This is a genomic window from Streptomyces flavovariabilis (assembly GCF_000725785.1).
Classification (GTDB): Bacteria; Actinomycetota; Actinomycetes; order Streptomycetales; family Streptomycetaceae; genus Streptomyces; species Streptomyces hawaiiensis.
In genome coordinates, this window is the sequence record NZ_JNXD01000009.1 from 159,429 (window position 1) to 183,578 (window position 24,150).

The window sequence follows — 24,150 nt, forward strand, 5'->3', positions numbered from 1 at the left end:
AGGAACCGGCAGGGATGAGGGGCCCAGCCGGCCAGGCGTCCAGCAAACCATTTACATTCCATGGAAGCAACTTCCATCGATTATTGTTCCACGGTGTGGGTTCGCTGGTCATCGGCCGGCCGGCCCTCGGGCAGCACGGAACCCGGCGTCTCGGACGCGGACGGCCGGGTCGGAAGGAAGGAAACGGTCATGGACCCGGTCGAGATCGAGGCGAAGACCCTGATCCAGAAGTCGAAGACCCCGTCGAACGACTACGTCATCAACCCCTACACCGGCTGCGTACTGGGCTGCGCCTACTGCTTCGCCAGCTTCGCCGGGCGCCAGTTCGGCCGATCGGTGAAGGAGTGGGGCGACTACCTGTACGTGAAGAAGAACGCTGTCGAGCTCGCCCGCGCGGAGCTGACGAAGATGCCCGAGCGTAAGCGGCGGGGCACGATACTGCTCAGCTCGGTCACCGACCCCTACCAGGGCCACGAGGCGAAGTACCGGCTCACCCGCGGCATCCTGCGCGAACTGCAGAGGGTGGAGTACCCGGGCCTGGTCCGCATCCTCACCAAGTCACCTGTCGTCACCCGCGACATCGACCTGCTCACCAGCCTGCCCCGCGCCGAGGTCGGCATGACCGTGACCACCACCGACGACAAGGTCAGCCGCTGGCTGGAGGTACGCGCCCCACTCGCCTCCCGCCGCCTGCGCACCCTGGCCGAACTCACAGAGGCGGGCATCCCCACCTACGCCTTCGTCGGCCCGCTCCTGCCCCACTTCGCCACCCGGCCCGAGCTCCTGGACGACCTCTTCGGCCGGCTCGTCGACACGGGGGTCAGGGAGGTGTTCATGGAGCACATCAACCTCAAGCGGTACATCCGTGAGCGCATGGACCAGGTTCTCGCCGACGAGCCCGAAGACGTCCGCGAGGCGTACCTCCAGGCGCGGACGAAGGAGCATCGGGAACAGCTCGACGCGATCGTGGCGGAGCTGCTGGACAAGCACGGTCTGCGGCTGCGCTTCGAGGAGGTCGTGCACCACGACGACAACGACGCTCTGCGGCAGAGGCTCATGTCCTCGGGGTGACCGCGTCCGCGCCGCCTGGCGGTTGCCTCAGGCGGTGACGCCGGCCTCGGGGTCCGGCACCGCCATGGCCCAGGTCCCCATGGCCTCCAGGACATCGCGCAGTCCCTCGCCGAGAGGGGTCAGCGCGTACTCGACACGCGGCGGGACCTCCGCGTAGGTGGTGCGGGTGACGATGCCGTGCCGCTCGAACTGGCGCAGCCGGCTGGTCAGGGTGTGCGGGCTGATGCCGGGCAGGGCCTCCCGCAGCTGGTTGAAGCGGTGGGGGCCGTGCAGCAGTTCGCGCACGATCAGGGTGGCCCACGGGCCGTTGAGCAGGGTGAGGAACCGGGCGACGCCGCACTCCGGTAGGCAGGGATCGGTCACATTTTTGACGGTACCCCATTGGTGCAGTTGATGTAACTGATGCATCGCATGCACTAATGGCGCCATGACCTACGTGATTCACGGCGCCACCGGCGCCCAAGGTGCCCCCGTCGTCGCCGCTCTCGCCACCGAGGGCAAGGCCGTGACCGCTCTGACCTGAAACGCCGACACCGTCGTGGCCGGCGCGCGGCGCGTCGTAGCCGCCGGCTACGGCTCCACCGCTGAACTGACCGAGGCATACCGCGGCGCTGACGGGGTGTTCGTGCACCTGCCGGTGGTCTCCGAAGAGGACCGCCAGACCTATGCGCGCAACATCGCCGCCGCCGTCCGCGCGGCCCGCCCGGCCCGAGTGGTGTTCTCCACCAGCGGTGCCCCGATCGACCCCGAAACCGGCGGCGCGGCCGCGGCACTGGTCAGCGGCCTGGCGGACATCGGGGTGTCCCATGCGGTGATCGCGCCCACCTTCTACCTGGAGAACCTGCTCATGCCGTACGTCCTCGACGCGGTCCGCGAGCGAGGCGTCCTGCCTTACCCGATCCGCGCCGACTTCCCGGCTTCCTGGGCGTCGCACCTCGACATCGCCGATGGCGTAGTCGCTCTGTTCGACCGCCCGGACATCACCGGCGTGGTCTCCGTCGGCCAGTACCCGGCGATCACCGGACCGGACCTGGCCGAGGCGTTCGGCGCCCACTGCGGCAAGGACGTGGTCTTCGAGCAGATCACCCCCGAGCGGTTCCGAAGCTCCGTGGCACCTCTGATCGGTGAGGGCCCCGCCGCCGACGTCGCCGGAGCGTACGCGGCCATGAGCACGCTTCCAGACCGCTCGATCACACCCGAGAACTCCGCCCAGAAGCTGCTCGGCATCACCCCCCGCTCCACCGGGCGGTGGCTGACCGACATCGGCCTCTGACTCTGGGCGCGCCTCCATGCTCCTCCCGGAACGCTGCGCTCCGGGCGAATCAATACCTGTGCCCGCGAACTGAGATTTCAGTGGAACATGCAGACAGGTTTCCTGCCACAATAAGGCGGGTGCCATTTTCCACCGCACGCCGACCGCTGCAGCGTGCTACTGTCGATCTCAGTTGCAGTTGTGGTTCCCGAAACTCTAAGTGCTCCCCGGTCGGCTTCTGTGCCGCTGGAAGCGCTTTTGTATTTCCGGTTTTTTCCGGCGGGGTGATCATCGCGGCGATACGGGGTCCGCGCTGTGCGGATCCCAATGCACTGCCCCAAAGGAGATATGACATGGCTGCTGGTACCGTGAAGTGGTTCAACGCGGAAAAGGGCTTCGGCTTCATCGAGCAGGACGGTGGCGGCGCTGACGTGTTCGCCCACTACTCGAACATTTCCGCCCAGGGCTTCCGCGAGCTGCTCGAGGGCCAGAAGGTGACCTTCGACATCGCGCAGGGCCAGAAGGGCCCGACGGCCGAGAACATCGTTCTCGCCTGACGCCGGCGCGCACTTTGTAGCTGGGGCCCGCATCCTTAGGGGTGCGGGCCCCAGCTGCCCGCATTCCCGCAGTGGGTTCACCTGCGGGGCGACGAACAGGAACCCGCGCGCTCAGCGCCCGGACCCTCCTTCAGGGGTGCAGACGCATCCCTTCACATTGCTACATCGCAGTGGACACCCCGAATATTGCGTCCACGCCGCACCACTCGTTTCAGCGCCTGAGCCCGCACGGATTTTCGTCGGCCAGATACGCTTTCGCGTTCCATCGGCCCTTTCTTGCAATTCTCCGTGCCGCTCATCGCTGCGGGAATTCCTTGATATGTGCCGCATCGAGGAAGGTTCCGCATGAACCGCACACGCACGAACGACCGCTTCGCCCGCACCCGTAACGGCAGTGCCGACTCCGGAAGGGGCGGCAGCCGATTCGGTTCGTCGGCCCCGCGCCGGTCCGGTGAGCCGAGCCGTTCCGGCGGTTACGGCCCCCGGCCCGCCGCGATTCAGGGTGAGTTCGCCCTCCCCAAAACGATCACCCCCGCGCTTCCCGCAGTGGAGGGTTTCGCCGAACTCGACATGCCCGCGGAGCTGCTGGCCGCGCTCGGCTCCGAGGGCGTGACCGTACCGTTCCCGATCCAGGCCGCGACCCTGCCGAACTCCCTCGTAGGCCGCGACGTCCTCGGCCGTGGGCGCACCGGCTCCGGCAAGACCCTCGCCTTCGGGCTGGCGCTGCTGGCCCGTACGGCCGGTCAGCGCGCCGAGGCCGGGCAGCCGCTGGGGCTGGTCCTCGTACCGACGCGTGAGCTGGCGCAGCAGGTCACCGACGCGCTCGCCCCCTACGCCCGCTCCGTGAAACTGCGGCTGGCCACAGTGGTGGGCGGGATGCCGATCGGAAGGCAGGCGAGCGCACTGCGCGGTGGCGCCGAGGTCGTCGTCGCCACACCCGGACGCCTCAAGGACCTCATCGACCGCGGCGACTGCCGGCTGGACCAGGTCGCCATCACCGTCCTCGACGAGGCCGACCAGATGGCCGACATGGGCTTCATGCCGCAGGTCACCGCCCTGCTCGACCAGGTCCGACCCGAGGGGCAGCGCATGCTGTTCTCCGCCACCCTCGACCGCAACGTCGACCTGCTCGTGCGCCGCTACCTCAGCGACGCCGTCGTGCACTCCGTCGACCCCTCGGCCGGCGCCGTCACGACGATGGAGCACCACGTACTCCATGTCCACGGCGCCGACAAGCACACGGCCACCACCGAGATCGCCGCACGCGACGGCCGCGTGATCATGTTTCTCGACACCAAGCACGCCGTCGACCGCCTCACCGAGCACCTCCTGAACAGCGGGGTACGGGCTGCCGCCCTGCACGGCGGCAAGTCGCAGCCGCAGCGCACCCGCACCCTGACGCAGTTCAAGGCCGGGCACGTCAACGTGCTGGTGGCGACCAACGTCGCGGCGCGCGGCATCCACGTCGACAACCTCGACCTCGTCGTCAACGTCGACCCGCCGACCGACCCCAAGGACTACCTCCACCGCGGCGGCCGTACGGCACGTGCCGGCGAGTCCGGCAGCGTCGTCACCCTGGTCACCCCGAACCAGCGCCACGGTATGACCCGCCTCATGGCAGCGGCCGGCATCGTCCCGCAGACCACCCGGGTCCGTGTGGGCGAAGAGGCCCTGCACCGCATCACCGGCGCCCAGGCCCCCTCCGGCATCCCGGTCGTCATCACCGCACCGGTGGTCGAACGCCCCAAGAAGCGCAGCGCCACCTCACGGGGCCGCCGCCGCCCCGCTTCGGCGACCCGCCGCGCATCCGTACGGCAGTCCACGGCCGGTGCGGCCGCATAGGACCTTCGCGATCAGGCAGCCGGCCCAACTCCACAGGAGGCACCCTTTGACGCTGGTCCACGTGCAGACCCGCCCGGCGAGCGCCCACCCCGAACACGGCACGGTGGGCGACACCATGGACGCAGCCGGACCGCAGGTCTGGGAGGACATGACCGTGGAGGTGGCCCTGTCCGTGATGGCCGCCGCCTGCACGGCGCATCTGGTCGTCTGCGACGAGGACGGCCAGTGCACCGGGCTGGTCACCCGGGCCAGACTCACGGCCGTTCGTGACAACTCCCGATACACGGACCGGATCCGCCTGCGTGACATCGCCGACGTCATCGGGCCCTTCGCCTCGCCGCTGGCCACGAGGGCCGAAGCCGAGCGCGCGATGCGCTGCCGCCGGCTCGGAACCCTGCCCGTGGTCGACGAACAGGGCAACGCTCTGGGCGTCCTCGCCCTCACCCGTTGAACCGCTGCACGCCGGTCGGGCCCGCCCCTACTTCTCCCTGTGAGGCATCATGCGCTGTGTCATCGCCCGCTTCCCCTTCGACCTGACCAAGAGCGGAGTGCTGGAAACGATGAAGGGCGTCAAGCCCGAACCGGTCACAGACGAGTTCGTGATCATCGGACGACGCCACTACCCGGCCAAGCAGGTCGGCCAGGTCATCACCCGCCAGGACCGCCGTGATTTCAGCGCCGGCGAAGTCCTCCGGGCCATGGCCCGGCTCGGCTTCACCTGTCGTGCCCTCCCCGAGGCCGCACCCGCGCACGTCGAAAGCCCGTTGCAGCGGGCTTCCGCGATGCTCGGCACCCCCCTGCCCGTCTGACCGACGGGACGGGCGCGAGCCGAACAGAACAGTGAGGGCCCTGCCGGCGCGCGCCGGCAGGGCCCTCACTGCGTGCCGGGCCGGTCGGAGGGTGACAGACGACCGACGGTTGTCCGGATCCCTCAGCCACCGGAGTGAAGTGGCGGACCGCCGTGAGGGTGTTCGCACGTGCGTGGCAGGTATCCAAGCTGGGCGGCGAACCGGTAAGGACCGGACGAAGCCGGTGGACGCCCGGCCGCACACCTGCAATGAGTGGAGAGACCATGGGACACGGCGGAGACGTCATCCAGGAACTGACCGCGGACCACCGAGAGGTGGACGAACTCTTCTCGCAGATCGAAACACTGCCCGGGGCGGACGAGCGGCGCCGTGAACTCGCGGACCGGCTCACCATGGAGCTGATCCGCCACTCGGTGGCCGAGGAAGAGCACCTGTACCCGGCGGTGCGCCGGTACGTCGACGGGGGAGACGACCTCGCCGACAAGGAGATCGCCGACCACAGCGAAGTCGAGCGCATGCTCAAGGAGCTGGAAAGCTGCCAGCCCGGGGACGGGCGTTTCGACACGCTGATCCTGCGGGTGAAGAACGCCGTCACGGCGCATGTCAGTGACGAGGAGAACCGGCTCTTCCCGATGCTGGCCGACTCCTGCTCCGCCGAGGCCCTGGCGGAGCTGGGGGAGAAGGTCCGCGCCGCCAAGGAACACGCTCCCACCCGCCCGCATCCCTCCGCGCCGGACACGCCACCCGCGAACAAGCTCCTCGCGCCCGGCGCCGGCATGGTCGACCGCCTGCGCGACAGGCTCACCGGGCGCGGAAAGCAGAACTGACAGGACCCAACCGGCTTCTGCGCCCCGGCGCGTACCACGCCTCACGCATCCGCACCGGTGACGGCCTCGCCCCGTTTCCACGCCTCGCTGCGTGAGATGGGCCGTGCGTCCTGCTGTCCACGCACCTCATGGCGGAGGGCGTTGACGAGGGGGCGGGCCCACAAGTCGGTGGGCCGTGCGGCTCGTGTCCGCACCGTCAGCTCCGCCGGACCGCCCCGAGCTGGGCACGGTGCAGACCTGGGGCGGTGAATCGCTGCGCCACCGTACGCAGGACGCGGTCCATCGCCTGGGCGGGCGGGGTGGCGGGGCGTGCCGCGGCGCGTGCGAGGAGGATGCGGCGGGTGGGGGCCGGGACGTCTGAGGCGAACGGCAGGAGGCGTACGTCGCTGCGTCGGCTGGTGAGGGCCAGGCGGGGTGCGAGCGCGATGCCGAGACCGGCGGCGACCATGGCCTGCGCCTCCTGGTAGTCGTGCGAGGAGTAGGCGATGCGCGGCTCGAATCCCGCCTGGCGACAGCTTCGACGCAGGACGTCGGCGACCGGGTGGTTGTCGGCGCGGATGATCCACTCCTGGTCTGCGAGGTCGCCGAGGCGCACGGAGGGATGTGTGCGCAGGGGTGAGTCGGCCGGGACGACCAGCACCGTGGGGTCGTCCAGCAGGTGGGTGAGGGAGAGCGCCGGATCGTCGAGGCGGTTCCATTCGTAGTCCCAGAGCAGCCCCTGCTCCACCTCTCCGGTGTGCAGCATCTCCCTGAGCTCCGCGAGGACCCCGGCGCGTACCTCGATGCGGATGCCGACGTGGCGACGTCGAAAACGCGTGAGCGCCAGCGGCAGCAGGGACGCGCTCGCCGTGGGGAAGGAACCGAGCCGCAAGGTGCCCTGGTCGAGGGCGGTGAAGGAGTCCAGGTCGGCCTGGGCGGCACGGAGCTCCCGGCGGATGGCCTGACCGCGTTCGGCCAGCGCCGCACCCGCCGGGGTGGGGCGGATACCGCGTGGCAGCCGCTCGATGAGGGGCTGCCCCGCCTCCTGCTCCAGCAGGGACATCTGCTGGGAGGCGGCGGAGGTGGTCATGGAGAGGGCTGTGGCCGCGGCAGTGAGCGAACCGCGTTCGGTGGCCTCGGTGAGCAGCAGCAGGCGACGCACGTTGAGCATGCCGACGACTTTAGCTGAGCTAAACCCAGGTGAAGCGAACTGCGATTGTTCCGAAGTCGTGCCTCTGCGAACGTCTCCGCAATCGCCGGGCGGTGCAGCGGCCCGCAGTGAGCCCGTAACCGCTGCCTCGGCCCTTTCCCTCCCCTCCGTTCACCCAGGAAGAGCCTCAGACGTGCACATTCCCGCGACCCTGGTGCGTGGCGGCACAAGCAAGTGCTGGCTGTTCAACCAGGTCGAAGTCCCCGCCGACCGTGGCGCCCTCGAGAAGCTGCTGGTCGCCGCGTACGGCGCCACCGACCCCGTGGAGCTGGACGGGGTGGGCGGGGCAACACCCACCACCTCGAAAGCGGCCGTGGTCAGCGCCTCACCCCAGCCCGGCGTCGACGTCGACTACCTGTTCGCTCAAGTCGGCATCGGGACGGGCTCGGTGGAGTGGACGAGCAACTGCGGCAACTGCGCCACCGGCGTCGCCCTGTACGCGGTGACCAAAGGAATGGTTCCGGTCACCGGCGACCGGACGCGCGTGGTGATGCGCAACACCAACACCGGCGCGGTCCTCGAAGGGATCGTCGACACTCCCGGAGGCGTGGTGCACCACTTCGGCCGCCAGACGGTACCCGGCACCCGTGCCGGGGGAGTCGCGGTCGGTCTGACTTTCCGCGACCCGGCCGGTGGCACCACCGGCTCGCTGCTCCCCACCGGCCGGGCCGCCCAGGACCTGCGAGTCGGCGCCGTCGAGCCGGTACGCGTGAGCATGGTGACCGCAGGAGCTCCGGTCGTCCTTGTCGACGCCGCCAGTGCCGGGCGTACCGGTGCCGAGTCACTGGAGCGGATGGGCGCGGACGTGCCCTGGCTGCGCACCGTCCGCCATACCGCCGCACCCCTGATGGGGCTGCGCCGGCCGGGCGAGGAACCGGGCGACGCGGTGCCCAAGGTGGGCCTGGTCGGCCCGCCGGTGCCGTACACCACCACCCTCGGCGAACCGATCGGTGCCGAGGACTACGACGTGTCGGTGCGCATGCTCACCATGAACGCCCCGCACCCCGCGATCGGCCTGACCTCTGCCGTCGCCGTCGCGGCGGCCGGGTTGCTGGAGGGCTCCGTGGTCTCGCGGACCACGGGTGGCCCGACCGACGAGTGGTTGCGCATCGGCACGCCCGCCGGCGTCGTCGCGGTCCGCTGCACCGACGTACGGGACGGTCTGCCACATCGGGTCACCGTGCAGCGCGCGGCCCGTCTGCTCGCCGACGCCCGAATCTACGTACCGGAAGCAGGCAGCCCGCAAGCCGCCTGAGCCGCGACGAACATCATCTCGGTCGGGCCGGTTCCCAGCCGTCCGAACCGGGACACTTCGCGCCCCCGGGGCGCGCCACCCCGTCCCCACCGCACCAAGGACAAAGATGTCTGTTGAAGTGATCTCCATAGGCGCCCTGCTGGTGATGTTCGTGGTCGGCACCGTGCTGCCGATCAACCTGGGCATTCTCGCTTTCGTCGCCACCTTCACGGTCGGCACCGCCTCGCTCGGCCTCACCGAGGACGAGATCTTCGAGGGGTTCCCGGCGAAGCTCTTCGTCACCATCGTCGGAGTCACCTACCTGTTCTCCGTCGCCCGCCGCAACGGCACCATCGACTGGCTCGTCGCGGCCGGGGTGCGGCTGGTACGCGGCAAGGTCGAGCTCATCCCCTGGGTGCTGTTCCTGGTGGCCGCCCTGCTCACGGCGTTCGGTACGTTCACCCCGGCCGCGGTCGCGATCCTCGCGCCGATCGGCATGAACTTCGCCTACCGCTACAAGCTCAACCCGCTGGTCGTCGGCATGATGGTGATCAGCGGCGGGCACGCGGGCGCGTTCTCCCCGCTGGCCGTCTCCGGTGCGCTGGTGCTCGGCCTCGTCGACAAGACCGATCTGCAGGTGTCCGCCGTGGCGCTGTTCAGCGCCAGCTTCGTGATCAACCTGGTGCTCTCGATCCTCACCTACGCCCTGCTCGCCAAGCGTCCCGCCCCGCTGGTCGAGGGCGCCGCGCAGGCAGCCGACGACGAGGACCTCGTCGTCTCCGGCAGGCCCGACTGGCGGCAGTGGCTCACCCTCGCCTGCCTGGTGGCCCTGGTCGTCGGCGCGCTCGGCTTCCACTTGGAGATCGGCTTCCTCGCGCTGGCCGCCGGCGCCCTACTGGCCCTGGTGGACATGAAGCGGCAGGAGAAGGCCGTGGACGGCGTCAGCTGGTCCACCCTGCTTCTGGTCGCGGGCATGATGACGTACATCGCGATGCTGGAGAAGGCCGGGGTCATCGAGGAGATCTCCGAACACGCGGCGGGCCTCGGCGCCCCGGTCGTCGTCGCTCTGCTGCTGTGCTTCACCGTGGCCATCACCTCCGCCTTCGCCTCCTCCACCGCGATTCTCACCGCGATCATCCCCATCGCCGTACCGCTGCTGCTCTCCAGCCAACTCAGTGCCGCCGGACTGATCGCCGCGCTCGCCGTCTCCACGACGATCGTCGACACCTCTCCCTTCTCGACCAACGGAGCACTCGTCCTCAGCAACGCCCGTGGGGTGGACACCCGTCGCTTCTACCGCCAGGTCATCGGCTACACCGGCGGAATCGTCGCCCTCGGCCCCGTGGTCGCCTGGGGGGCCCTGGTCCTGCCCTGGGCATAGCGCAGACCGACAGCGGACAGCGGAGGGCGCCGAGCACGACAACGCCGGCGCCCTCCGTGCTGATGGCGCGCAGGACCAGGGGGACACAGACGCCGTCGGCGACGGCCAGTGTGTACCGACGCGAGCTGACGGGCACCGCGAGCCCGAACGTCCCCGTCCGGGCTTGACCCTGACGCCGCTGGACACTTGACGATCTCGCTGTAGGCGACAGCGGATTGCCTTCCTCACCGACGTCGTCCGCACCGTCCGCCCGCTCTTCGCCGGCCCGGGCAGCTACGCCTCGTGCCCCCTGGACGGCGTGGACTGGGGCCCGTTCGACATCGTCGGCCTGGACGCCTTCCGTGGCCTTCGCAACGCCGCCACATACCGCGACGACCTACGCGAAGCGTTCACTCACGGCAAGCCGGTCGCCATCATGGAAGTCGGTTGCTGCACCTTCCGGGGGGCGGGCGACTACGGCGGCTCGGGATGGTACGTGGCCATGGAGCCGGATGGTGTCACCCCCAAGCCGGACCTGGTCCGCGACGAGAGCGAGCAGGTCCGTTACCTCGACGAGCTCATGCCCGTCTTCGGGGACGAAGGCGTCGACTCCGTCTTCTGGTTCAGCTTCGCCGGCTACGGCACGCCCCATCGTCTGTCCGGACCGGACCCCGACCTAGCCTCCTACGGCATCGTCAAGATCCTCGACGAGCACAGCGGCTACCCAGCGGACGGGCGTACGTACCCGGACATGCCCTGGGAGCCCAAGGAGGCGTTCCACGCCCTGGCGAACCGCTACCAGGCGTCGTCTCGAAGGGCACCGTACGGCTTGAGGTGATGGCCCTGCGGCCTCACTCCGCCGACCTGACATGATCACGAACACCGGATTGGTCTATGTTGCTGACCTAGGGGCGCTGGCCCCAGTCCAGGCGGTCGGCCATTGCGGCGGCGGCGAAGGCGGCCTCCAGCTCGGCACGGCCCTCGGTGAAGTGGGCCCAGCTGTCGTAGTGGACCGGCACCACGCGGCGGGCTCCGAGGAGCCGGGCGGCCTCGGCGGCCATGGCGCTGTCCAGGACGATCACCCTGCCGTCGAAGACTTCGGCGAAGCGGGGAGCCCCGGCGAACAGGATGGCGGTGTCCACCGGGGCGAAGCGCCCGGCGATCTCCTCGACCGCGTCGAGGGAGGCGTTGTCGCCGCTGACATACACGGTGGGCAGACCTTCCCCGGTGAGGACGAAGCCGACGACCTCGCCGCAGATCGGCTCGACCTCATGGCGAGTGCCGGGGCCGTGGACGGCGGGGACGCCCGTGACGGTGACCGTGCCGCCGTCGGGGCGGTCGAGCTCGACGGACTGCCAGTCGGCCAGGCCGGTGGCCTTCTCGCCGAGGCGCTGTCCGCCCCCGGGCGTGGTGAGGGTGAGGGGTACGTCGGCGAGCATGGCCCGGCCGGAGGTGTCGAGGTTGTCGGCGTGCTCGTCGTGCGAGAGGAGCACAACGTCGATGGGACCGAGATCGGCGGGCGCGGCGGCGGAGGGGGCGGTCTTGGTCAGGACCACGGCGGGCGCCTGGAAGTCGCCGGGACCGTCAAAGGTCGGGTCGGTCAGAAAGCGCAGACCGCCGTACTCGAAGAGCGCGGTCGGGCCGCCGAAGACGTGGACCGCGACCTGGTCGGTCACTGCGGAGGGAGAAGACATGAAGAGAGCACCTCACGGATATGTGTCGCTTGAACCGTGAGATGACCGTAGCGGTTTCTCACGGAAGTGTGCAAGCCGTACCATGAGGGCTATGAGCGAGTCCGTGATCGGAGAGTCCGCCCTGCCACCCGCACAGGGGGAGGAGGGGCACCTTTCCCTCGCCCTCGTGAACAGTGCGATCGCGATGCCCGGCGGGCATACGGTCGATCGCTTGGGTACTCCCGCACAGACCAACCAGTGGCTGACGGAACGCGGTCTCGCGCCGGTCGACGCCGGCATGCTGGACATGTGCGCGTCACAGCTGCGCTCGCTGCGCGAACAGATCAGGTCGCTGTTCGCCGCCCGCGCCGCAGCGGTTCCCGCCCTCCCTGCCGCCGTCGCGGCGGTCAACGACGCCATGACCCGCGTTCCCACTGCCCCGCTGTTGCAGTGGGACGACAAGTCGGGCCCCTATCGCGCCACCCCTCACCCCACCACCCAGATCGTCGACCACGCCCTGGCCACCCTCGCCGCCGACGCGGCCGACCTTCTCACCTCCCCCGACGCCGAACGCCTCACCGCCTGCGGCTCCCCGCCCTGCAATCGCTACCTGCTTCGACACGGACGCCGTCACTGGTGCTCCACCCGCTGTGGCGACCGCGCCCGCGCCGCCCGCGCCTACGCCCGCCGCACCCGGCCAGGGACCGCGTGACGAGCCCGGCCGACGAGAGGCGCCCCCTTCTCGCGGGCGGCGAGCTCGTTCCTCGCCATCCGGATGCCGGCAACTGAGGCAATTACGCGAGGAGTTCGTGTCGCGTGCGCTCCCTTTCCCGGGGCTGTAGAAGCGCGGGCGCGGGCCACCGTGCCCGCGTACGCCCCGGTCGTCGTGATCGATGCGGACAGGTCACCCGAATACTTGGCTAGCCACATATTGTCCGCTACATTATGTGTCTAGCCACCTAAACGGGTGGTGCCTCTGAGGAGCGTTGTCATGAAAGCCATCCTGTTCGACCGTTTCGGTGGCACTGAAGTGCTGCACGAGACGGACATCGAGGTCCCCCAGCCCGGCCCCGGGCAGCTCCGCGTCCGCGTCAAGGCGGCCGGGGTGAACGGGCTCGACGGCAAGATCCGGTCCGGGGCGCTGGAGGCCCTGTTCCCGACGTCGCTGCCCGCCGTCCCCGGTGGCGAGCTCGCCGGCGTGGTGGACGCCCTGGGGGAGGGCGTGCAGGACGTGCAGGTGGGTGACGAGGTGCTGGGCTGGTCGGACACCGGTTCGTACGCCGAGTACGCGCTGGCCACCACCGTGGCCCCCAAGCCCGCCGGCCTCGACTGGCAGCACGCGGTCGCGCTGCCGGTGGCGGGGGAGACGGCAGAGCGGGTCCTGAACCTGCTGGGCGTCGCAGCCGGGGAGACCGTGTTGATGCATGGCGCCGCCGGAGGGGTCGGAACCCTGGCGGTTCAGCTCGCCACGGCCCGCGGAGCACGTGTCATCGGCACCGCCGGTCCTGCCAACCAGGAATACCTCGCCTCGCTCGGTGCCACCGCGACCCTCTACGGCGAGGGCCTCGTCGAGCGGGTGCGGGCACTAGCCCCCGATGGCGTGGACGCGGTGTTCGACCTGGCCGGGAAGGGAGCCCTGGAGGACTCCATCGCCCTGCGCGGCGGCACCGACCGTATCGTCACGATCGCCGACTTCCGGGCGCATCAGCTCGGCATCACCTTCGCCAACGGTCCCCACGAGCGCTCGGCTGCCCGCCTGGCCGCCCTGGCGCAGGACGCCGCGGCCGGCAAGGTCGTCACCACCGTCACCGCCTACCCGTTCGACCAGGCCGCCACGGCCCAGCAGGTCAGCGACGCCGGGCACGTCCGGGGCAAGCTCGCCCTCACCCTCGACTGATCACGCCCGCCACTGCGCACCACACCCCCCGCCATCCCGATGACCACCTGTTCATCACCGCACCGAAGGACCACGCATGCTGAATTCCCTGTGGACACCGACCACCGTGGGTGACATCTCCCTGCCGCACCGCCTGGTCATGGCCCCCATGACCCGTGACCGCTCCACGCCGGAAGGCGTACCGACCGAACTGAACGCCGAGTACTACGCCCAAAGGGCCTCGCACGCGCTCATCATCACCGAGGGAACCCAGCCCTCCGCCGACGGCCAGGGCTACCTCCTCACCCCCGGCATCCACCATGACGAGCAGATCGCCGGGTGGCGCAAGGTCACCGACGCCGTGCACGCGGCCGACGGCCGGATCGTCATCCAGCTGATGCACACCGGCCGTATCGCCCACCCCGACAACACCCCCCACGGACGCCGGCCGGTCGCCCCCTCGGCCATCCGGCCGGAGGGCGCGATGTTCACCGCGTCCGGCCCCCAGGAGATGCCGACACCGCGTGCTCTGTCGACGCAGGAGGTCGCAGCGACCGTCGACGACTTCCGCCGCGCGGCAGCGGCTGCCGTCGCAGCGGGCGCCGACGGCGTGGAGATCCACGCCGCCAACGGCTACCTGGTGCACCAGTTCCTGTCCGACAACACCAACCAGCGCACCGACCGCTACGGCGGCTCCCTCGACAACCGCCTTCGATTCGCCGTCGAGGTCGCCGCTGCCGTGGCCGACGAGATCGGCGCCAACCGCACCGGCCTGCGCATCTCTCCCGGCAACCCCTACAACGACATCGCCGAGTCCGACACCGCCGAGCTGTACCCGGCACTCATACGCGCCCTCAGCCCGCTCGGCCTCGCCTACCTCCACGTGCTCCACGCGGGCGACGACGCGCTGCTGCACACCCTGCGCGCGTTGTGGCCGGCCACGCTGATCCTCAACCGGGCCGGCACCGATATGCCCACCCGCGCCAAGGACATCGACAGCGGCGCGGCCGACCTCGTCTCCGTCGGCGCGCTCGCGCTGGCCAACCCCGACCTGGTCGAACGGCTACGCTCTGACGCGCCGCTGAACACCCCCGACCCGGCGACCTTCTACGGCGGCGGAGCGGCCGGTTACACCGACTACCCCACCCACACCGTCTGAGGAACCCCACCATGCCCGCCCCCACACCCCGCACGCCCACCACGGCCAGCGAGGGGCCGATGAGCTACGCGATCTTCCAGCTGGCCCGCACTCACCGCGCCCACGCAGCCGCCATGCTCCGTGAGATGGACCTGCACCCCGGGCAGGAGCTGCTGCTGATGCAACTCCTGGACCGGGACGGCCAGACCCAGTCCGAGCTTCTCGAAAGCGTCGGCCTGGACCACTCCACCGTCTCCAAGTCCCTACGCCGCATGCAGGACGCCGGCCTGCTCGTCCGCGAGCCGGCCGAACACGACCGGCGCGTCATGGTCGTCCACCTCACCGACAAGGGCCGTGCCATGCGTGAGCCCATCGCGGCCATGTGGCAGGCCCTGGAGGAGACCTCCACACGGACCCTGTCGGCGCAGCAGGCAGAGTCCTTCGTCCGCACCGCCTACGCCGTCGCCGACGCGCTCAACAGCCGCGTGCTGCCGCAAGAAGAGGCCAAGTAACCGCCTCCGTTCGCACCGGGGTTGCGGCCCGGCGTTGCGGCCCTGGGTGCACGTCGGCTGCCCCTCCCGGACGGTCGCGTCACCTTCGTCCGGGCCCGCATCACCCGCGTCCGGGCCGCCTCCGATCTCTGCACCGTACCTGCAACGGCGGCGATCCCTGTCACTGATCCGCTCGCCGGGGTCCGGCCCTTGAAGGACCCCGACGGCGCCCACACCCGTGGCCACACCGTTCCGTTCACCCAAGCACTCCACCACCGACCGATGGGAAAGTGACACCCCCATGGCCACCACCCGCCCCGCCACCCTCCCGGTCCTCGCACCATGGCCGCGGGGCGCACCGGATCGAGCCAGGTGGTGAAGAACGCGCGGCTGCTGCGCGAGACACTGGGCTGACCGGCCCTGCATCGCGCTGTCCGCCCGGGCGACTTGCGCAGCTCCGCGAAGGACATCATGACGCGGTGACCGCCGCACGACTGGCTACCCCTTGCTCTTCAGCCGCACTGAGGCGTGCTCGACGGGGTCGTGGCAGGATCGAACGGCGACGGCGACACCCAGCTCTGCTGGTCGTTCACGGGAGACACCTGCCTCAGCCGTGAGAGCTACCACCCGAACCAGACGGGGACCAGCGCTTACGCACAAGCATTCATGAGGGCTGGCCCGATGGCAGCCGTCACACGAGAAAACCAGTGAGGACGAGCATGTCTGATCACGGCACCGTGGCGCCGCAGCACCGCGTAACGGTGCCGGCCCCGGGATGCCTCGTAGCCCTCCTGGCGCCTATCGTCGCGGTGCTGATCGCGGCCCTGGTGCTCATGGTCATGTTCCACCGCCAGGAGCGGGCGAATGAACGAAACGAGTCTGAAGCCCTCAACAGGACAGCGGCCTTGGCCCGGTCGTACGCGCGTGACGTGCTGGCGGCCCCGGACGGCTTCCCCGGCCGGGAAGCGGTGCGCGGCATCGCCGAGCGGCACGACGGCAGGCTCATCTCCTACACACGGTCGGATCGTTCGCTGACCAACACCGTCCGCTTCTTCGGAGAGTACAAGGACACGAGCATGTTCGGCGTGTCGTACTCCCGGGCCTATCGCTGCTATTCCATCGTGCTTCGGGTGGGGGCTGAGGGGTGCGCTGCAGGAGAGTTCAACTCCGCTTGAGAAATGCGATGTCATCTGATCCAGACGAGGACTGTTCTCGTCAGCCGCCCCTCTTCGGGTTCGGTGTGAATGCGGTATTTGCCTGATCGGTGCTTCCGGTGCTTCCGGTGCTTCCGGTGCTTCCGGTGATCCGGTGATCCGGTGATCCGGTGCTTCTGTGCTGAGTGAACCGGAAGCCGTCCGGGCGGTATGCCTCGACATATCTCATCAGCCAGGCGTGGGTGGCTTCGATGGAGTTTGCGGTCCCGGAGGCCAGTACGCCTCGTCCCTCGGCGGCAAGACCCGGTGGGTCAATGTCGCGGCGTGGTTTCTCGCCCTCGCCAGCCCGAACTGCCGTGCGCCGCCGCCCGTATGACCCGCGAGGATGCCGGCTTCATCGTCGCACAGGCCCGCGATCGCACCCCTGGTCGCGAGCAGGCCGCCGCGTCTCAGCAGCGTAATGGTGTCAGTACGCCCCGAAGGACCAGAAGACGCCTACCTCTTCCTCGTTCACCGCGATCACGCCCAGGTCTTCGAATATGTAGAGGCCGGCGATGTACTCGGAGGTGTGGAAGCGGTGGGACGTGGTGCCCTGGAGGCCCGACGCGAGAAAGTCCGGGGCCGGATCGGATGCGGCGGCCGTCGCGTTGGTCCAGTAGCCGGCACCGGGCCCGTACCGGTCGAGCAGGCACCGGGCATCCGCCAACAGGGCGTCCCGGTCCGGGCGGGAGCGGACGGGGGCCGGCTCCGCCTGCCATTCCTCCGCCATGATGGCCAGCGCCGTGACCGCCGACTCTGTCTCCAGGGGGTACAGGTGGGCCGGCAGATCCGCCGGGTCCAGCGGGCCGAAGGGGTAGGCGGGCACCGTCCGGCGCGCGGGGTTGGCGCGGTCCCAGTCCAGCCGGACCCAGCCGCGGGGATCGGCGACCGTCCGGTGCAGCACGGCGTGGACGTCGTGCGCCCAGTCCTCGTGCCGTCGAGGGCCGGTGGCCACGAAGGTGTACGTGTCGTCCAGCAGCCGCAGCGCCGCCGCGTTCCAGGTGCTGCGACGGGAGCGGAACTCCGCGAGCAGGCTGCCGACTTCACGGGAGAAGGCGTCCTTCGGCTCGCGTGGCACGCTCCGGAGCCGGTCGAGGGCCCAATGGACGAGCCCCCCTGCTTCCTGCGCGAGGCCGAACAACGGCTCCGGCGAAAGCGCGTCGCCCGTCGCGTCCCACAGCGCCTCCAGATGAGCGTCCAGCAGGTCCAGGGCGCTCCTATCGGAAGATGCAAGCATCCCGCCACTGTAGGCCGTGACCGTCAGAACGAACCGCTGGTCAGTCCCTCGCCTCGGCTGCCGACCCTTTGCTGAGGAACTGCTTCGCTGCCTCAACCGCTTCCCCTTTGAGTTCCTCGACGGAACCTCCCCAGCTCTCCTCCCAGCAGTCCAGGCTGTGCGCGCAGTGGACGAGGGGTTCGAGTTCCACGGGGTAGCCGAGCTCGTAGGCGATGTCTGCCGAGATGAGGTGGGTGCCGACTGCGGGATCCAGAGTTCCGTCGGCGATCTGACCGGCCACCCAATAGGCCATGGCCCACTTCGCAGCCCGAGGGTCGGCGGGCGGGTGGAAGAGGAGTCCCAACTCCTCCAGCACCTGGTCGAAGAGTGCCGGAGCCTCGGGCTCTTCGCTCCGGAAGAGACCGGCCAGCATGGCGAGGGAGGGACTATCGGCCCCGGCGATCAGCGCGTCCAGCCCAGCCTGGATGAGCCGGTCCGACCCGACGTGCCTACCGAACGCCCGCTCGCGCGCGATGTGGCTGAGCTGCTTGAGAGCGTCGTCGTGGGTCATCACGGTTTCCTCGATAGGCCATCTGGAAAGCTGAGACTCGCACGTTCTCAGACGGTGCTACCACCGAGTTCCTCCTGCGTGTCGGCGATCAGGACATGAGAACCCGTTGCGCAGGGGGGCGAAGCCCGCGCGACCGAACCTCCAGCGCTTGGGCATGTTGATCCTGTTGACATGTCCTTCGACGACACCTGAGTTCCAGGGCAGGGACAGGTCGGCGATGACGGCGCCCCGGTCGCATATGAGTCCTGCGGCGAAGGCGCGGAGCAGACACCCCCTGACCCCGACCGATACCGCAGACGCGCGACGAACACGGCGCGCGCGAGCACCGCTTGGTGCAGTGCGGCGCCAAGCGGTTCGGCTGGTCCGGTCAGGCTGCCGGGGCGGTCAGGACGGCCTCGGCAGCCAGCCGGAGATTCCTGATCATCGGATTCGGGTCGCCCTTGCGGCTGACCAGGACGACCTGGCTGGGGGGAGCGCCCTCGATCGGGAGGGTGACGAGGTCGGAACGGAGTGAGCTACGCCGATCGCCGACCGGCAGCACGGCGATCGCCCTGCCACTCGCGACGAGTTCGAGCTTGTCCTCGTAGCTCTCGATCGGCGGTACGTCGGCCCCGAGGATCCGGTAGGAAGCCCAGTCCGCGGTCTGCAACGCGCACGGCGCCGCCTCCTCGCCGGCCAGTTCTTCCGCGGTCACCGACGCGCGGTCGGCCAAGGGATGGGCGCGCGGGACCACGAGCATCCGGGGTTCCTCGTACAGCGGGGTGGTGAACACGTCGTCGGCGGCGAGCGGCAGCGGGGCCCGCGCGATCAGGGCGTCGACGCGCTTGTCGGACAGTGCCCCGATGTCGCGGCAGCTCAGGTACCGGGTGGCGATCTCGGCGTCCGGGTAGCGGCGGCGTAGTTCCCGTACGGCGGCAGTGATCACCAGGTCTTCAACGTAGCCGATGGCGATTCGTTCGGTCTTTGCTTGTTCACGTACGGCCAGCTCGGCCTGGCGGGCGGCCCGCAGGAGGGCTTGGGCCCGGGGGAGGAACTTCTGACCGGCCGGAGTGAGCCGGGTGCCCTGGGGCACGCGGTCCAGCAGTCGCACGCCGAGATATTTCTCGAGCCGTTGGATCTGGCGGCTCAGCGCCGGCTGGGCCACGTGCAAGTCGGCGGCGGCCCGGCCGAAGTGCTGGTGCGCCGCCACCACGGTGAAGTAGCGCACCAGCCGCAGTTCCAAATCCTGTCCGAGATCGTTCACCCTTCCAGCGTACGCGTCATGCCGTTTCGGAATGATCAGGTTACCGAACCGGTCTTGGACGGCCATGCCGTCCTGGGCCTTGACTGAAGGAGCAACGTTTCCCCGAGAAAGCGACAGGCGCGATGAAGGCGATCCAGTTCCACGCAGCGGGCGGGCCGGAAGTTCTGCAGTATGACGAGGTGCCGGTTCCCGAGATCGGCCCGGGCGAGATGCTCGTCCGGGTGCACGCGGCGGGCATCAACCCGCCGGACTGGTACCTGCGTGAGGGGATGAAGGTCATGCCGGCCGAGATGAGGCCGGCGCTGGAGTTCCCCCAGATCCCCGGAACGGACATGTCGGGCGTGGTCCAGGCGGTCGCTCCGGACGTGCTGGGGTTCGCCGTCGGTGACGAGGTCTTCGGCATGCTCCGGTTCCCCGGATTCGACGGCCGGACGTACGCCGAGTACGTGGCCGCGCCGGCTTCGGACCTGGCTCACAAGCCGGCCGGTATCGACCACGTGCAGGCGGCCGGGGCGCCGATGGCCGTGCTGACGGCCTGGCAGTACCTGGTGGATCTCGGCCACGACGTGCCGTCTCCTTTCACCGGCCAGGTGCACCAGCCGGTGCCGATCACGCCAGACATGACCGTGCTGGTCAACGGAGCCGCAGGTGGAGTGGGCCACTTCGCGGTGCAGCTGGCGAAATGGAAGGGGGCACGCGTCATCGCGGTGGCATCGGGCCGGCACGAGCAGTTCCTGCGCGAGCTCGGCGCCGATGAGTTCATCGACTACACCAGGACGCAGGCCGCGGACGTGGTCAGCGGTGTCGACCTGGTGATCGACACCGTCGGTGGCCCGGACAGTGCACGCTTCCTGACCGTGCTCAAGCGCGGCGGCACCATGCTTCCGGTGTTCTTCGCCCAGTTCGACCCGGAAGAGACGGCGAGTCTGGGCATCACAGTCTCGAACATTCAGGTGCGTTCCAACGGCCCTCAACTCGCCGAGATTGGGCGCCTGTTCGACAAGGGCAAGCTCCAGGTCGGGGTGGACAGCATCTACCCGCTGCCCGAGGCGGGCAGCGCACACACGCGAGCCGCGCGGGGCCACATCCAAGGCAAGATCGTGCTGACGGTGGTCTCGTGATCGCCGAACTCCAGCAGGCGGTGGCGAACTACGCCCACGCCCTGGACGAGCTGAAGGTGCCCGAGCTGGAAGCGGTCGGTCCTGTCCCATACCGACACTCAGCAGTGCCTCTGCTCGGCGACGGTCAGGGTCGGTGAGTTTCGATGTCACTCGGGCGTACGGCAAGGGCACGGGCAGATCGTTGGAGCGTAGTACCTGGCGCGAAGCGCCGGGGTGTCCGTGTGTGTTCCTGGCGCGGGAAGGCCCAGGAGTCTCCTTGACCTGAAGTGCGATTGAGCTTCTAGCGTGTCTTCGAGTTGATCATCTGACGACAGGAGAATGCGCTCGTGATCCTCGTGACCGGAGCCACCGGGAACATTGGGAGTGCGCTGCTGAGGGAGTTGCACGGATGTGGTGCGGGGCCGCTGAGAGGATTCACTCGCGATGCCGCACGGGCCGCGTTCCCTGACGGGGTCGAAGCCGTTGAGGGTGATTTCGCGGAGCCAGAGTCATTGAAGCCTGCTCTGGAAGGGGTGCGCTCGCTGTTCCTGGTGTCGCGTCTGGGTTCGGATGCTGACATCCTCGAGGCCGCCCGGCTGGTGGGTGTGGAGCACGTGGTGCTGGTGTCGTCCATCACCGTCCAGACCCATCCGCACTTGGGCCCCGCCGGCGAGAACCTGGCGGTCGAGCGGCTGCTCCAGGGCAGTGGCATGGCATGGACCATCCTGAGGCCGACGCAGTTCGCCTCGAACGCCCTGATGTGGGCGGCGTCGGTTCGCGACCGTGAGACGGTCCGTGCGCCGTATGCCGACACCGGGCTGCCCACGCTCCACCCTGCGGACATCGCGTCGGTGGCGCGGGTGGCGCTGACCGAGCCCGGCCATCGGGGGCGGACGTATGCCCTGACCGGTCCAGAGCCGGTGACCGCCCGGCAGCAGGTCGAGGCCATCGCGGCAGCACTCGGGCGGCATGTGCCCTTCATGGAGATCAGCCGGCAGGAGGCTCGCGCTCAGATGGCCGCGGCCTTCGGAGACGACGCCGCGGATGCGGTGCTCGACGTTACGGGCGGAGACGTCAATGACGAACTGCTGGTGGTGCGCGACACGGTTTCACGGGTCACCGGCTCCCCGGCCAGACCGTTCCGGCAGTGGGCTGCGGAGAACGCCGACATCTTCCGCTGAGACACCCGGCCCGTCAGAGCCGGTCGTGCCTCAGCAGACGGGAACCACCACGGTCCACCGCCCGCTTGCTCATGGTTCCGTGCAGTGGTCCCGAGCGGCTGGCGGCCGTAAGTGCTCAACTCCGCAGGCCGATGACGGCCCAGTCGCGGTGGGCGGCCTGGCTGACGACGTCACCCCATTCGGTGATAAGTCGGGAAAATGATGTGAAGTCCGTAATCCAGCCGATGGGTTCGGTGAGGTGGCGGTCGAAAGGCTCGCGCAGTGAGCCGAGGTGCGGCCCGACCTGCCCCCAGAAGTGATGCAGCGCCGCCACCTCCTCCGGCAACAGCCAGAGCATGACATCGAGTCGAGAGTTCCAGTCGCAGGCGTCCGGCTCTACGGTCGGGGAGAAGCCTGAAGTCTGAGACGCGTAGGTGTATCCATCCCAGAACAGCGGGGCGCTGAACTGATCGAGAGCGTCCCGCAGCGGCGTGTCGACGAAGGCGCGCAGGTCGTTCCAGCGTTCGCCGGCCCAGAAGTGCGCTTTGTACGAGGTCATGGTGTCGAGGAACTCGTAGCGTGCCCACCACCGGGCCTCCGTGGGGTCGGGCCATGTCCACCCCGGCGGAAGGTCGTAGTCATACGCATCGTCCGGGCCGAACGCGGCTGCCTCAACCAGTCCGTCCCGCTGGCCAGCCGGCACCGACTTCAGATGGGCCCAGTCGACGATCAGGACCTCCATGCACACGCCCACGCGGTCAGCATACGAACCGGCTGGCCCCCACCGGAGGCGGTTTGAGGAACGCCGAGTCGCGACGTGCCTCGTGACCCCAGCGCAGCGACACCAGCAGCGTCTGGGCACACCCTGACATACGTCAGGTGCCCAGGGCCGCCGCCGTGCCCTTCACTGGTCAGCACATGCAAACCGCAACCTCTCGGGGGCACGAAAATGATCCGACGTAAGAAGATGGTCGCCGCAGGTCTGGCCACGACCGTCTCGGCGGTGGCCCTTTCCGTCGGCGCCATGGCCGCCCCGGCGTCGGCCGCGGGCTCGGTCGACTGCCGTGGCGCGGTCCACGGTGTCGACACGGACCGGGGCATCGCCAGCTGCACGAACAACAGCGACCGCACCATCCGGTTCCGCGCCGAGGTCGTCTGCGGCCAGGCACTCGACGTCTCCGGTGACTGGGTGACCCTGAACCCGGGCCAGTATGGCCAGTCCTCCGCCACTTGTGCCTGGTACAGCACGGGTGTCGGCAGCGTCGGCTGGACCATCGAATAGTACCCGGACGAACGGGGGAAGGAGCGGCGGCCGGATGCTTGCAGGAGTACGGCCGCCGCTTCTTCCCCCGGGGCTTACCTTGTGATTCGACGCCCTGACGTGAGCGGTGCGCACCCTTCTCGGTGGCCCTTCGAGCTCGGAGGTTGGGAGACGAGCTCAGGCCAGGGACTCGAAGTATGCCTTCTGCGCGGGGTAGTAGTCCTCGAAGTCAGGCCGTGGCCCGCCCGTGCGTGCGGCGGTGAGCATGTCCAGGTAGTACTCCCAGCCCGGGCCGGTCTCGCCGAGGTGCTCTGCGGAGGCGAGATGCTGGATCAGCCGGAGTTCGGTGGTGCCGTCGCTTTCGGCCAGCAGCAGCTCCATGGACCAGGATCCGGCCTCGTCCTCCATCGAGACGGCGAGTCGGCGCGGCGGCTCGCAGGCTTCGATTCGCAGTGGGCACCAGGGCGCCGACTCCTCGAACACCATCTGCACTTCGACGGTGCGCCCGGCCGCCGCCTGGCCGCGCCACGGGCCGAACCAGCGGGCGGTGCGCTCCGGATCGGTGACACTCGCCCATACGTCGTCGGCGGAGGCGCGGTAGCTGCGGGTGAGGATCAGGTCGTGCCCCGTCGGCGTGGGGATGAGTCGCCCGGTGGGCTCAGGGGTCATGCCGTGTCCTCCTTGGGGTGGCGCGCGGTGGGCTGATCATTGGCGGGCTCAGCCCGCTTGCGGTCCCGTCGGGTGCGGTGAACCTCGGTCTCCAACGCCGCCAGTCGCTGCGACCAGTCGACACGCTGGGTGTCGAACTGAGCGAGCCAGGCGGCGAGGTCGCCCAGCCGGGAACGGACGAGGGAGTAACGCCGATGGCGTCCGATCTGCTGGTCCCGGACCAGGCCGCTCTCCCGCAGGACGCGCAGGTGACGGCTGACCGCGGGTCGGCTGATGGCGAACCGGGCAGCGATGTCGCCCGCCGTCAGTGGGGTACGGCGCAACATCATCAGGATCTCCCGGCGCACCGGATCGGCGATGGCGTCGGCCACCATGCTCAGGTCGTCCACAACCAAAGCGTAACCTATAGGTTACGCGT

At 69.3% G+C, this 24,150-nt stretch carries 27 protein-coding genes and 1 pseudogene; 18 read left to right on the top strand and 10 right to left on the bottom strand.

What is annotated here, in order from left to right:
- Positions 1-189: 189 nt before the first annotated feature.
- Positions 190-1,071 carry an SPL family radical SAM protein gene (locus IO24_RS0117715; RefSeq protein WP_031136833.1) on the top strand — a complete coding sequence of 294 codons (882 nt, stop codon included), beginning with the start codon at positions 190-192 and terminating at the stop codon, positions 1,069-1,071.
- Between the two features lie 27 nt (positions 1,072-1,098).
- On the opposite strand, the gene IO24_RS0117720 is transcribed toward IO24_RS0117715, so the two are convergent.
- Entirely contained in the window at positions 1,099-1,434 is a 336-nt protein-coding gene (locus IO24_RS0117720; RefSeq protein ID WP_031136835.1) for a winged helix-turn-helix transcriptional regulator, read from the bottom strand.
- A gap of 175 nt (positions 1,435-1,609) precedes the next feature.
- On the opposite strand from IO24_RS0117720, the gene IO24_RS40745 reads away from it, so the two are divergent.
- The 6 genes from IO24_RS40745 to IO24_RS0117750 all read left to right on the top strand — a co-directional run bounded on the left by IO24_RS40745 (position 1,610) and on the right by IO24_RS0117750 (position 6,358).
- Positions 1,610-2,344 (top strand): NmrA family NAD(P)-binding protein, encoded by a 735-nt coding sequence (locus IO24_RS40745; RefSeq protein WP_234335249.1) that lies wholly within the window; start codon positions 1,610-1,612, stop codon positions 2,342-2,344.
- Between the two features lie 332 nt (positions 2,345-2,676).
- Positions 2,677-2,880 (top strand): cold-shock protein, encoded by a 204-nt coding sequence (locus IO24_RS0117730; protein WP_031136836.1) that lies wholly within the window; start codon positions 2,677-2,679, stop codon positions 2,878-2,880.
- A gap of 345 nt (positions 2,881-3,225) precedes the next feature.
- Positions 3,226-4,722 (top strand): DEAD/DEAH box helicase, encoded by a 1,497-nt coding sequence (locus IO24_RS0117735; RefSeq protein WP_031136838.1) that lies wholly within the window; start codon positions 3,226-3,228, stop codon positions 4,720-4,722.
- Positions 4,723-4,768: 46 nt separating this feature from the next.
- Positions 4,769-5,173 (top strand): CBS domain-containing protein, encoded by a 405-nt coding sequence (locus IO24_RS0117740; RefSeq protein ID WP_031136840.1) that lies wholly within the window; start codon positions 4,769-4,771, stop codon positions 5,171-5,173.
- A 49-nt stretch (positions 5,174-5,222) separates the two neighbouring features.
- Positions 5,223-5,531: an SCO5918 family protein gene (locus IO24_RS0117745; RefSeq protein WP_031136841.1), complete on the top strand. Its 309-nt coding sequence runs from the start codon at positions 5,223-5,225 to the stop codon at positions 5,529-5,531.
- Positions 5,532-5,794: 263 nt separating this feature from the next.
- On the top strand, positions 5,795-6,358 hold the full coding sequence (locus tag IO24_RS0117750) for a hemerythrin domain-containing protein (protein WP_031136842.1): 564 nt from the start codon (positions 5,795-5,797) through the stop codon (positions 6,356-6,358).
- 196 nt (positions 6,359-6,554) lie between these two features.
- Here IO24_RS0117750 and IO24_RS0117755 read toward each other — a convergent pair whose 3' ends face one another.
- The gene (locus tag IO24_RS0117755; RefSeq protein WP_031136844.1) at positions 6,555-7,508 is read right to left on the bottom strand and encodes a LysR family transcriptional regulator; all 954 of its coding nucleotides are present in this window, start codon (positions 7,506-7,508) and stop codon (positions 6,555-6,557) included.
- A 172-nt stretch (positions 7,509-7,680) separates the two neighbouring features.
- Between IO24_RS0117755 and IO24_RS0117760 the strand changes: the two genes are divergently transcribed.
- The 3 genes from IO24_RS0117760 to IO24_RS0117770 all read left to right on the top strand — a co-directional run bounded on the left by IO24_RS0117760 (position 7,681) and on the right by IO24_RS0117770 (position 10,979).
- Positions 7,681-8,802, top strand: a complete 1,122-nt coding sequence (locus tag IO24_RS0117760; RefSeq protein ID WP_031136845.1) for a PrpF domain-containing protein — start codon at positions 7,681-7,683, stop codon at positions 8,800-8,802.
- A gap of 106 nt (positions 8,803-8,908) precedes the next feature.
- Complete coding sequence (locus tag IO24_RS0117765; protein ID WP_234335250.1) at positions 8,909-10,162, top strand: SLC13 family permease; 1,254 nt, start codon at positions 8,909-8,911, stop codon at positions 10,160-10,162.
- Positions 10,163-10,460: 298 nt separating this feature from the next.
- Positions 10,461-10,979 (top strand): hypothetical protein, encoded by a 519-nt coding sequence (locus tag IO24_RS0117770; protein WP_234335251.1) that lies wholly within the window; start codon positions 10,461-10,463, stop codon positions 10,977-10,979.
- Positions 10,980-11,046: 67 nt separating this feature from the next.
- Here the strand turns inward: IO24_RS0117770 and IO24_RS0117775 are convergent, their stop codons facing one another.
- Positions 11,047-11,835, bottom strand: coding sequence for an MBL fold metallo-hydrolase (locus IO24_RS0117775; protein ID WP_031136848.1), 789 nt, complete (start codon positions 11,833-11,835; stop codon positions 11,047-11,049).
- Positions 11,836-11,926: 91 nt separating this feature from the next.
- Here IO24_RS0117775 and IO24_RS0117780 point away from each other — a divergent pair, with 91 nt between their 5' ends.
- The 5 genes from IO24_RS0117780 to IO24_RS0117800 all read left to right on the top strand — a co-directional run bounded on the left by IO24_RS0117780 (position 11,927) and on the right by IO24_RS0117800 (position 16,494).
- Complete coding sequence (locus IO24_RS0117780) at positions 11,927-12,526, top strand: CGNR zinc finger domain-containing protein (RefSeq protein WP_037667979.1); 600 nt, start codon at positions 11,927-11,929, stop codon at positions 12,524-12,526.
- Positions 12,527-12,805: 279 nt separating this feature from the next.
- Complete coding sequence (locus tag IO24_RS0117785; RefSeq protein WP_031136852.1) at positions 12,806-13,711, top strand: NADP-dependent oxidoreductase; 906 nt, start codon at positions 12,806-12,808, stop codon at positions 13,709-13,711.
- 76 nt (positions 13,712-13,787) lie between these two features.
- Positions 13,788-14,849 (top strand): alkene reductase, encoded by a 1,062-nt coding sequence (locus IO24_RS0117790; RefSeq protein ID WP_031136854.1) that lies wholly within the window; start codon positions 13,788-13,790, stop codon positions 14,847-14,849.
- 11 nt (positions 14,850-14,860) lie between these two features.
- Positions 14,861-15,340, top strand: a complete 480-nt coding sequence (locus tag IO24_RS0117795; RefSeq protein WP_031136856.1) for a MarR family winged helix-turn-helix transcriptional regulator — start codon at positions 14,861-14,863, stop codon at positions 15,338-15,340.
- A gap of 698 nt (positions 15,341-16,038) precedes the next feature.
- Entirely contained in the window at positions 16,039-16,494 is a 456-nt protein-coding gene (locus IO24_RS0117800) for a hypothetical protein (protein ID WP_157851265.1), read from the top strand.
- 445 nt (positions 16,495-16,939) lie between these two features.
- Here the strand turns inward: IO24_RS0117800 and IO24_RS40750 are convergent, their stop codons facing one another.
- From IO24_RS40750 to IO24_RS0117815, 4 genes and pseudogenes are all read right to left on the bottom strand, one after another.
- Positions 16,940-17,749, bottom strand: coding sequence for a hypothetical protein (locus tag IO24_RS40750; RefSeq protein ID WP_031136859.1), 810 nt, complete (start codon positions 17,747-17,749; stop codon positions 16,940-16,942).
- Between the two features lie 40 nt (positions 17,750-17,789).
- Complete coding sequence (locus IO24_RS0117810) at positions 17,790-18,299, bottom strand: hypothetical protein (protein ID WP_037667981.1); 510 nt, start codon at positions 18,297-18,299, stop codon at positions 17,790-17,792.
- A 57-nt stretch (positions 18,300-18,356) separates the two neighbouring features.
- Positions 18,357-18,563: pseudogene (locus tag IO24_RS47615) on the bottom strand (hypothetical protein); the annotation flags it as partial.
- A 103-nt stretch (positions 18,564-18,666) separates the two neighbouring features.
- Complete coding sequence (locus tag IO24_RS0117815) at positions 18,667-19,542, bottom strand: LysR family transcriptional regulator (protein WP_031136863.1); 876 nt, start codon at positions 19,540-19,542, stop codon at positions 18,667-18,669.
- A 122-nt stretch (positions 19,543-19,664) separates the two neighbouring features.
- Between IO24_RS0117815 and IO24_RS0117820 the strand changes: the two genes are divergently transcribed.
- Both IO24_RS0117820 and IO24_RS0117830 read left to right on the top strand, forming a co-directional pair.
- Positions 19,665-20,663: an NADP-dependent oxidoreductase gene (locus tag IO24_RS0117820; RefSeq protein ID WP_031136865.1), complete on the top strand. Its 999-nt coding sequence runs from the start codon at positions 19,665-19,667 to the stop codon at positions 20,661-20,663.
- A 326-nt stretch (positions 20,664-20,989) separates the two neighbouring features.
- A complete protein-coding gene (locus IO24_RS0117830) occupies positions 20,990-21,823 on the top strand; it encodes an SDR family oxidoreductase (protein WP_031136866.1) in 834 nt (277 codons plus the stop codon).
- A gap of 115 nt (positions 21,824-21,938) precedes the next feature.
- Here the strand turns inward: IO24_RS0117830 and IO24_RS0117835 are convergent, their stop codons facing one another.
- The gene (locus IO24_RS0117835; protein WP_031136867.1) at positions 21,939-22,556 is read right to left on the bottom strand and encodes a hypothetical protein; all 618 of its coding nucleotides are present in this window, start codon (positions 22,554-22,556) and stop codon (positions 21,939-21,941) included.
- A 195-nt stretch (positions 22,557-22,751) separates the two neighbouring features.
- Between IO24_RS0117835 and IO24_RS0117840 the strand changes: the two genes are divergently transcribed.
- The gene (locus IO24_RS0117840; RefSeq protein WP_031136869.1) at positions 22,752-23,084 is read left to right on the top strand and encodes a hypothetical protein; all 333 of its coding nucleotides are present in this window, start codon (positions 22,752-22,754) and stop codon (positions 23,082-23,084) included.
- Positions 23,085-23,240: 156 nt separating this feature from the next.
- Here IO24_RS0117840 and IO24_RS0117845 read toward each other — a convergent pair whose 3' ends face one another.
- Both IO24_RS0117845 and IO24_RS0117850 read right to left on the bottom strand, forming a co-directional pair.
- Positions 23,241-23,732, bottom strand: coding sequence for an SRPBCC family protein (locus tag IO24_RS0117845; protein ID WP_031136871.1), 492 nt, complete (start codon positions 23,730-23,732; stop codon positions 23,241-23,243).
- Positions 23,729-24,121, bottom strand: coding sequence for a metalloregulator ArsR/SmtB family transcription factor (locus tag IO24_RS0117850; RefSeq protein ID WP_031136872.1), 393 nt, complete (start codon positions 24,119-24,121; stop codon positions 23,729-23,731). The genes IO24_RS0117845 and IO24_RS0117850 overlap by 4 nt, the downstream gene beginning before the upstream one ends.
- Positions 24,122-24,150 lie beyond the last annotated feature (29 nt).

What these genes read in the sequence shown, in the direction of transcription:
- IO24_RS0117755 (WP_031136844.1), bottom strand. Translation starts at nt 7,508, where the DNA reads ATGCTCAACGTGCGTCGCCTGCTGCTGCTCACCGAGGCCACCGAACGC.
- IO24_RS0117735 (WP_031136838.1), top strand. Translation starts at nt 3,226, where the DNA reads ATGAACCGCACACGCACGAACGACCGCTTCGCCCGCACCCGTAACGGC.
- IO24_RS0117775 (WP_031136848.1), bottom strand. Translation starts at nt 11,835, where the DNA reads ATGTCTTCTCCCTCCGCAGTGACCGACCAGGTCGCGGTCCACGTCTTC.
- IO24_RS0117730 (WP_031136836.1), top strand. Translation starts at nt 2,677, where the DNA reads ATGGCTGCTGGTACCGTGAAGTGGTTCAACGCGGAAAAGGGCTTCGGC.
- IO24_RS0117820 (WP_031136865.1), top strand. Translation starts at nt 19,665, where the DNA reads ATGAAGGCGATCCAGTTCCACGCAGCGGGCGGGCCGGAAGTTCTGCAG.
- IO24_RS0117795 (WP_031136856.1), top strand. Translation starts at nt 14,861, where the DNA reads ATGCCCGCCCCCACACCCCGCACGCCCACCACGGCCAGCGAGGGGCCG.
- IO24_RS0117785 (WP_031136852.1), top strand. Translation starts at nt 12,806, where the DNA reads ATGAAAGCCATCCTGTTCGACCGTTTCGGTGGCACTGAAGTGCTGCAC.
- IO24_RS0117765 (WP_234335250.1), top strand. Translation starts at nt 8,909, where the DNA reads ATGTCTGTTGAAGTGATCTCCATAGGCGCCCTGCTGGTGATGTTCGTG.
- IO24_RS0117810 (WP_037667981.1), bottom strand. Translation starts at nt 18,299, where the DNA reads ATGACCCACGACGACGCTCTCAAGCAGCTCAGCCACATCGCGCGCGAG.
- IO24_RS0117715 (WP_031136833.1), top strand. Translation starts at nt 190, where the DNA reads ATGGACCCGGTCGAGATCGAGGCGAAGACCCTGATCCAGAAGTCGAAG.
- IO24_RS0117800 (WP_157851265.1), top strand. Translation starts at nt 16,039, where the DNA reads ATGTCTGATCACGGCACCGTGGCGCCGCAGCACCGCGTAACGGTGCCG.
- IO24_RS0117845 (WP_031136871.1), bottom strand. Translation starts at nt 23,732, where the DNA reads ATGACCCCTGAGCCCACCGGGCGACTCATCCCCACGCCGACGGGGCAC.
- IO24_RS40750 (WP_031136859.1), bottom strand. Translation starts at nt 17,749, where the DNA reads ATGCTTGCATCTTCCGATAGGAGCGCCCTGGACCTGCTGGACGCTCAT.
- IO24_RS0117750 (WP_031136842.1), top strand. Translation starts at nt 5,795, where the DNA reads ATGGGACACGGCGGAGACGTCATCCAGGAACTGACCGCGGACCACCGA.
- IO24_RS0117840 (WP_031136869.1), top strand. Translation starts at nt 22,752, where the DNA reads ATGATCCGACGTAAGAAGATGGTCGCCGCAGGTCTGGCCACGACCGTC.
- IO24_RS0117790 (WP_031136854.1), top strand. Translation starts at nt 13,788, where the DNA reads ATGCTGAATTCCCTGTGGACACCGACCACCGTGGGTGACATCTCCCTG.
- IO24_RS0117780 (WP_037667979.1), top strand. Translation starts at nt 11,927, where the DNA reads ATGAGCGAGTCCGTGATCGGAGAGTCCGCCCTGCCACCCGCACAGGGG.
- IO24_RS0117745 (WP_031136841.1), top strand. Translation starts at nt 5,223, where the DNA reads ATGCGCTGTGTCATCGCCCGCTTCCCCTTCGACCTGACCAAGAGCGGA.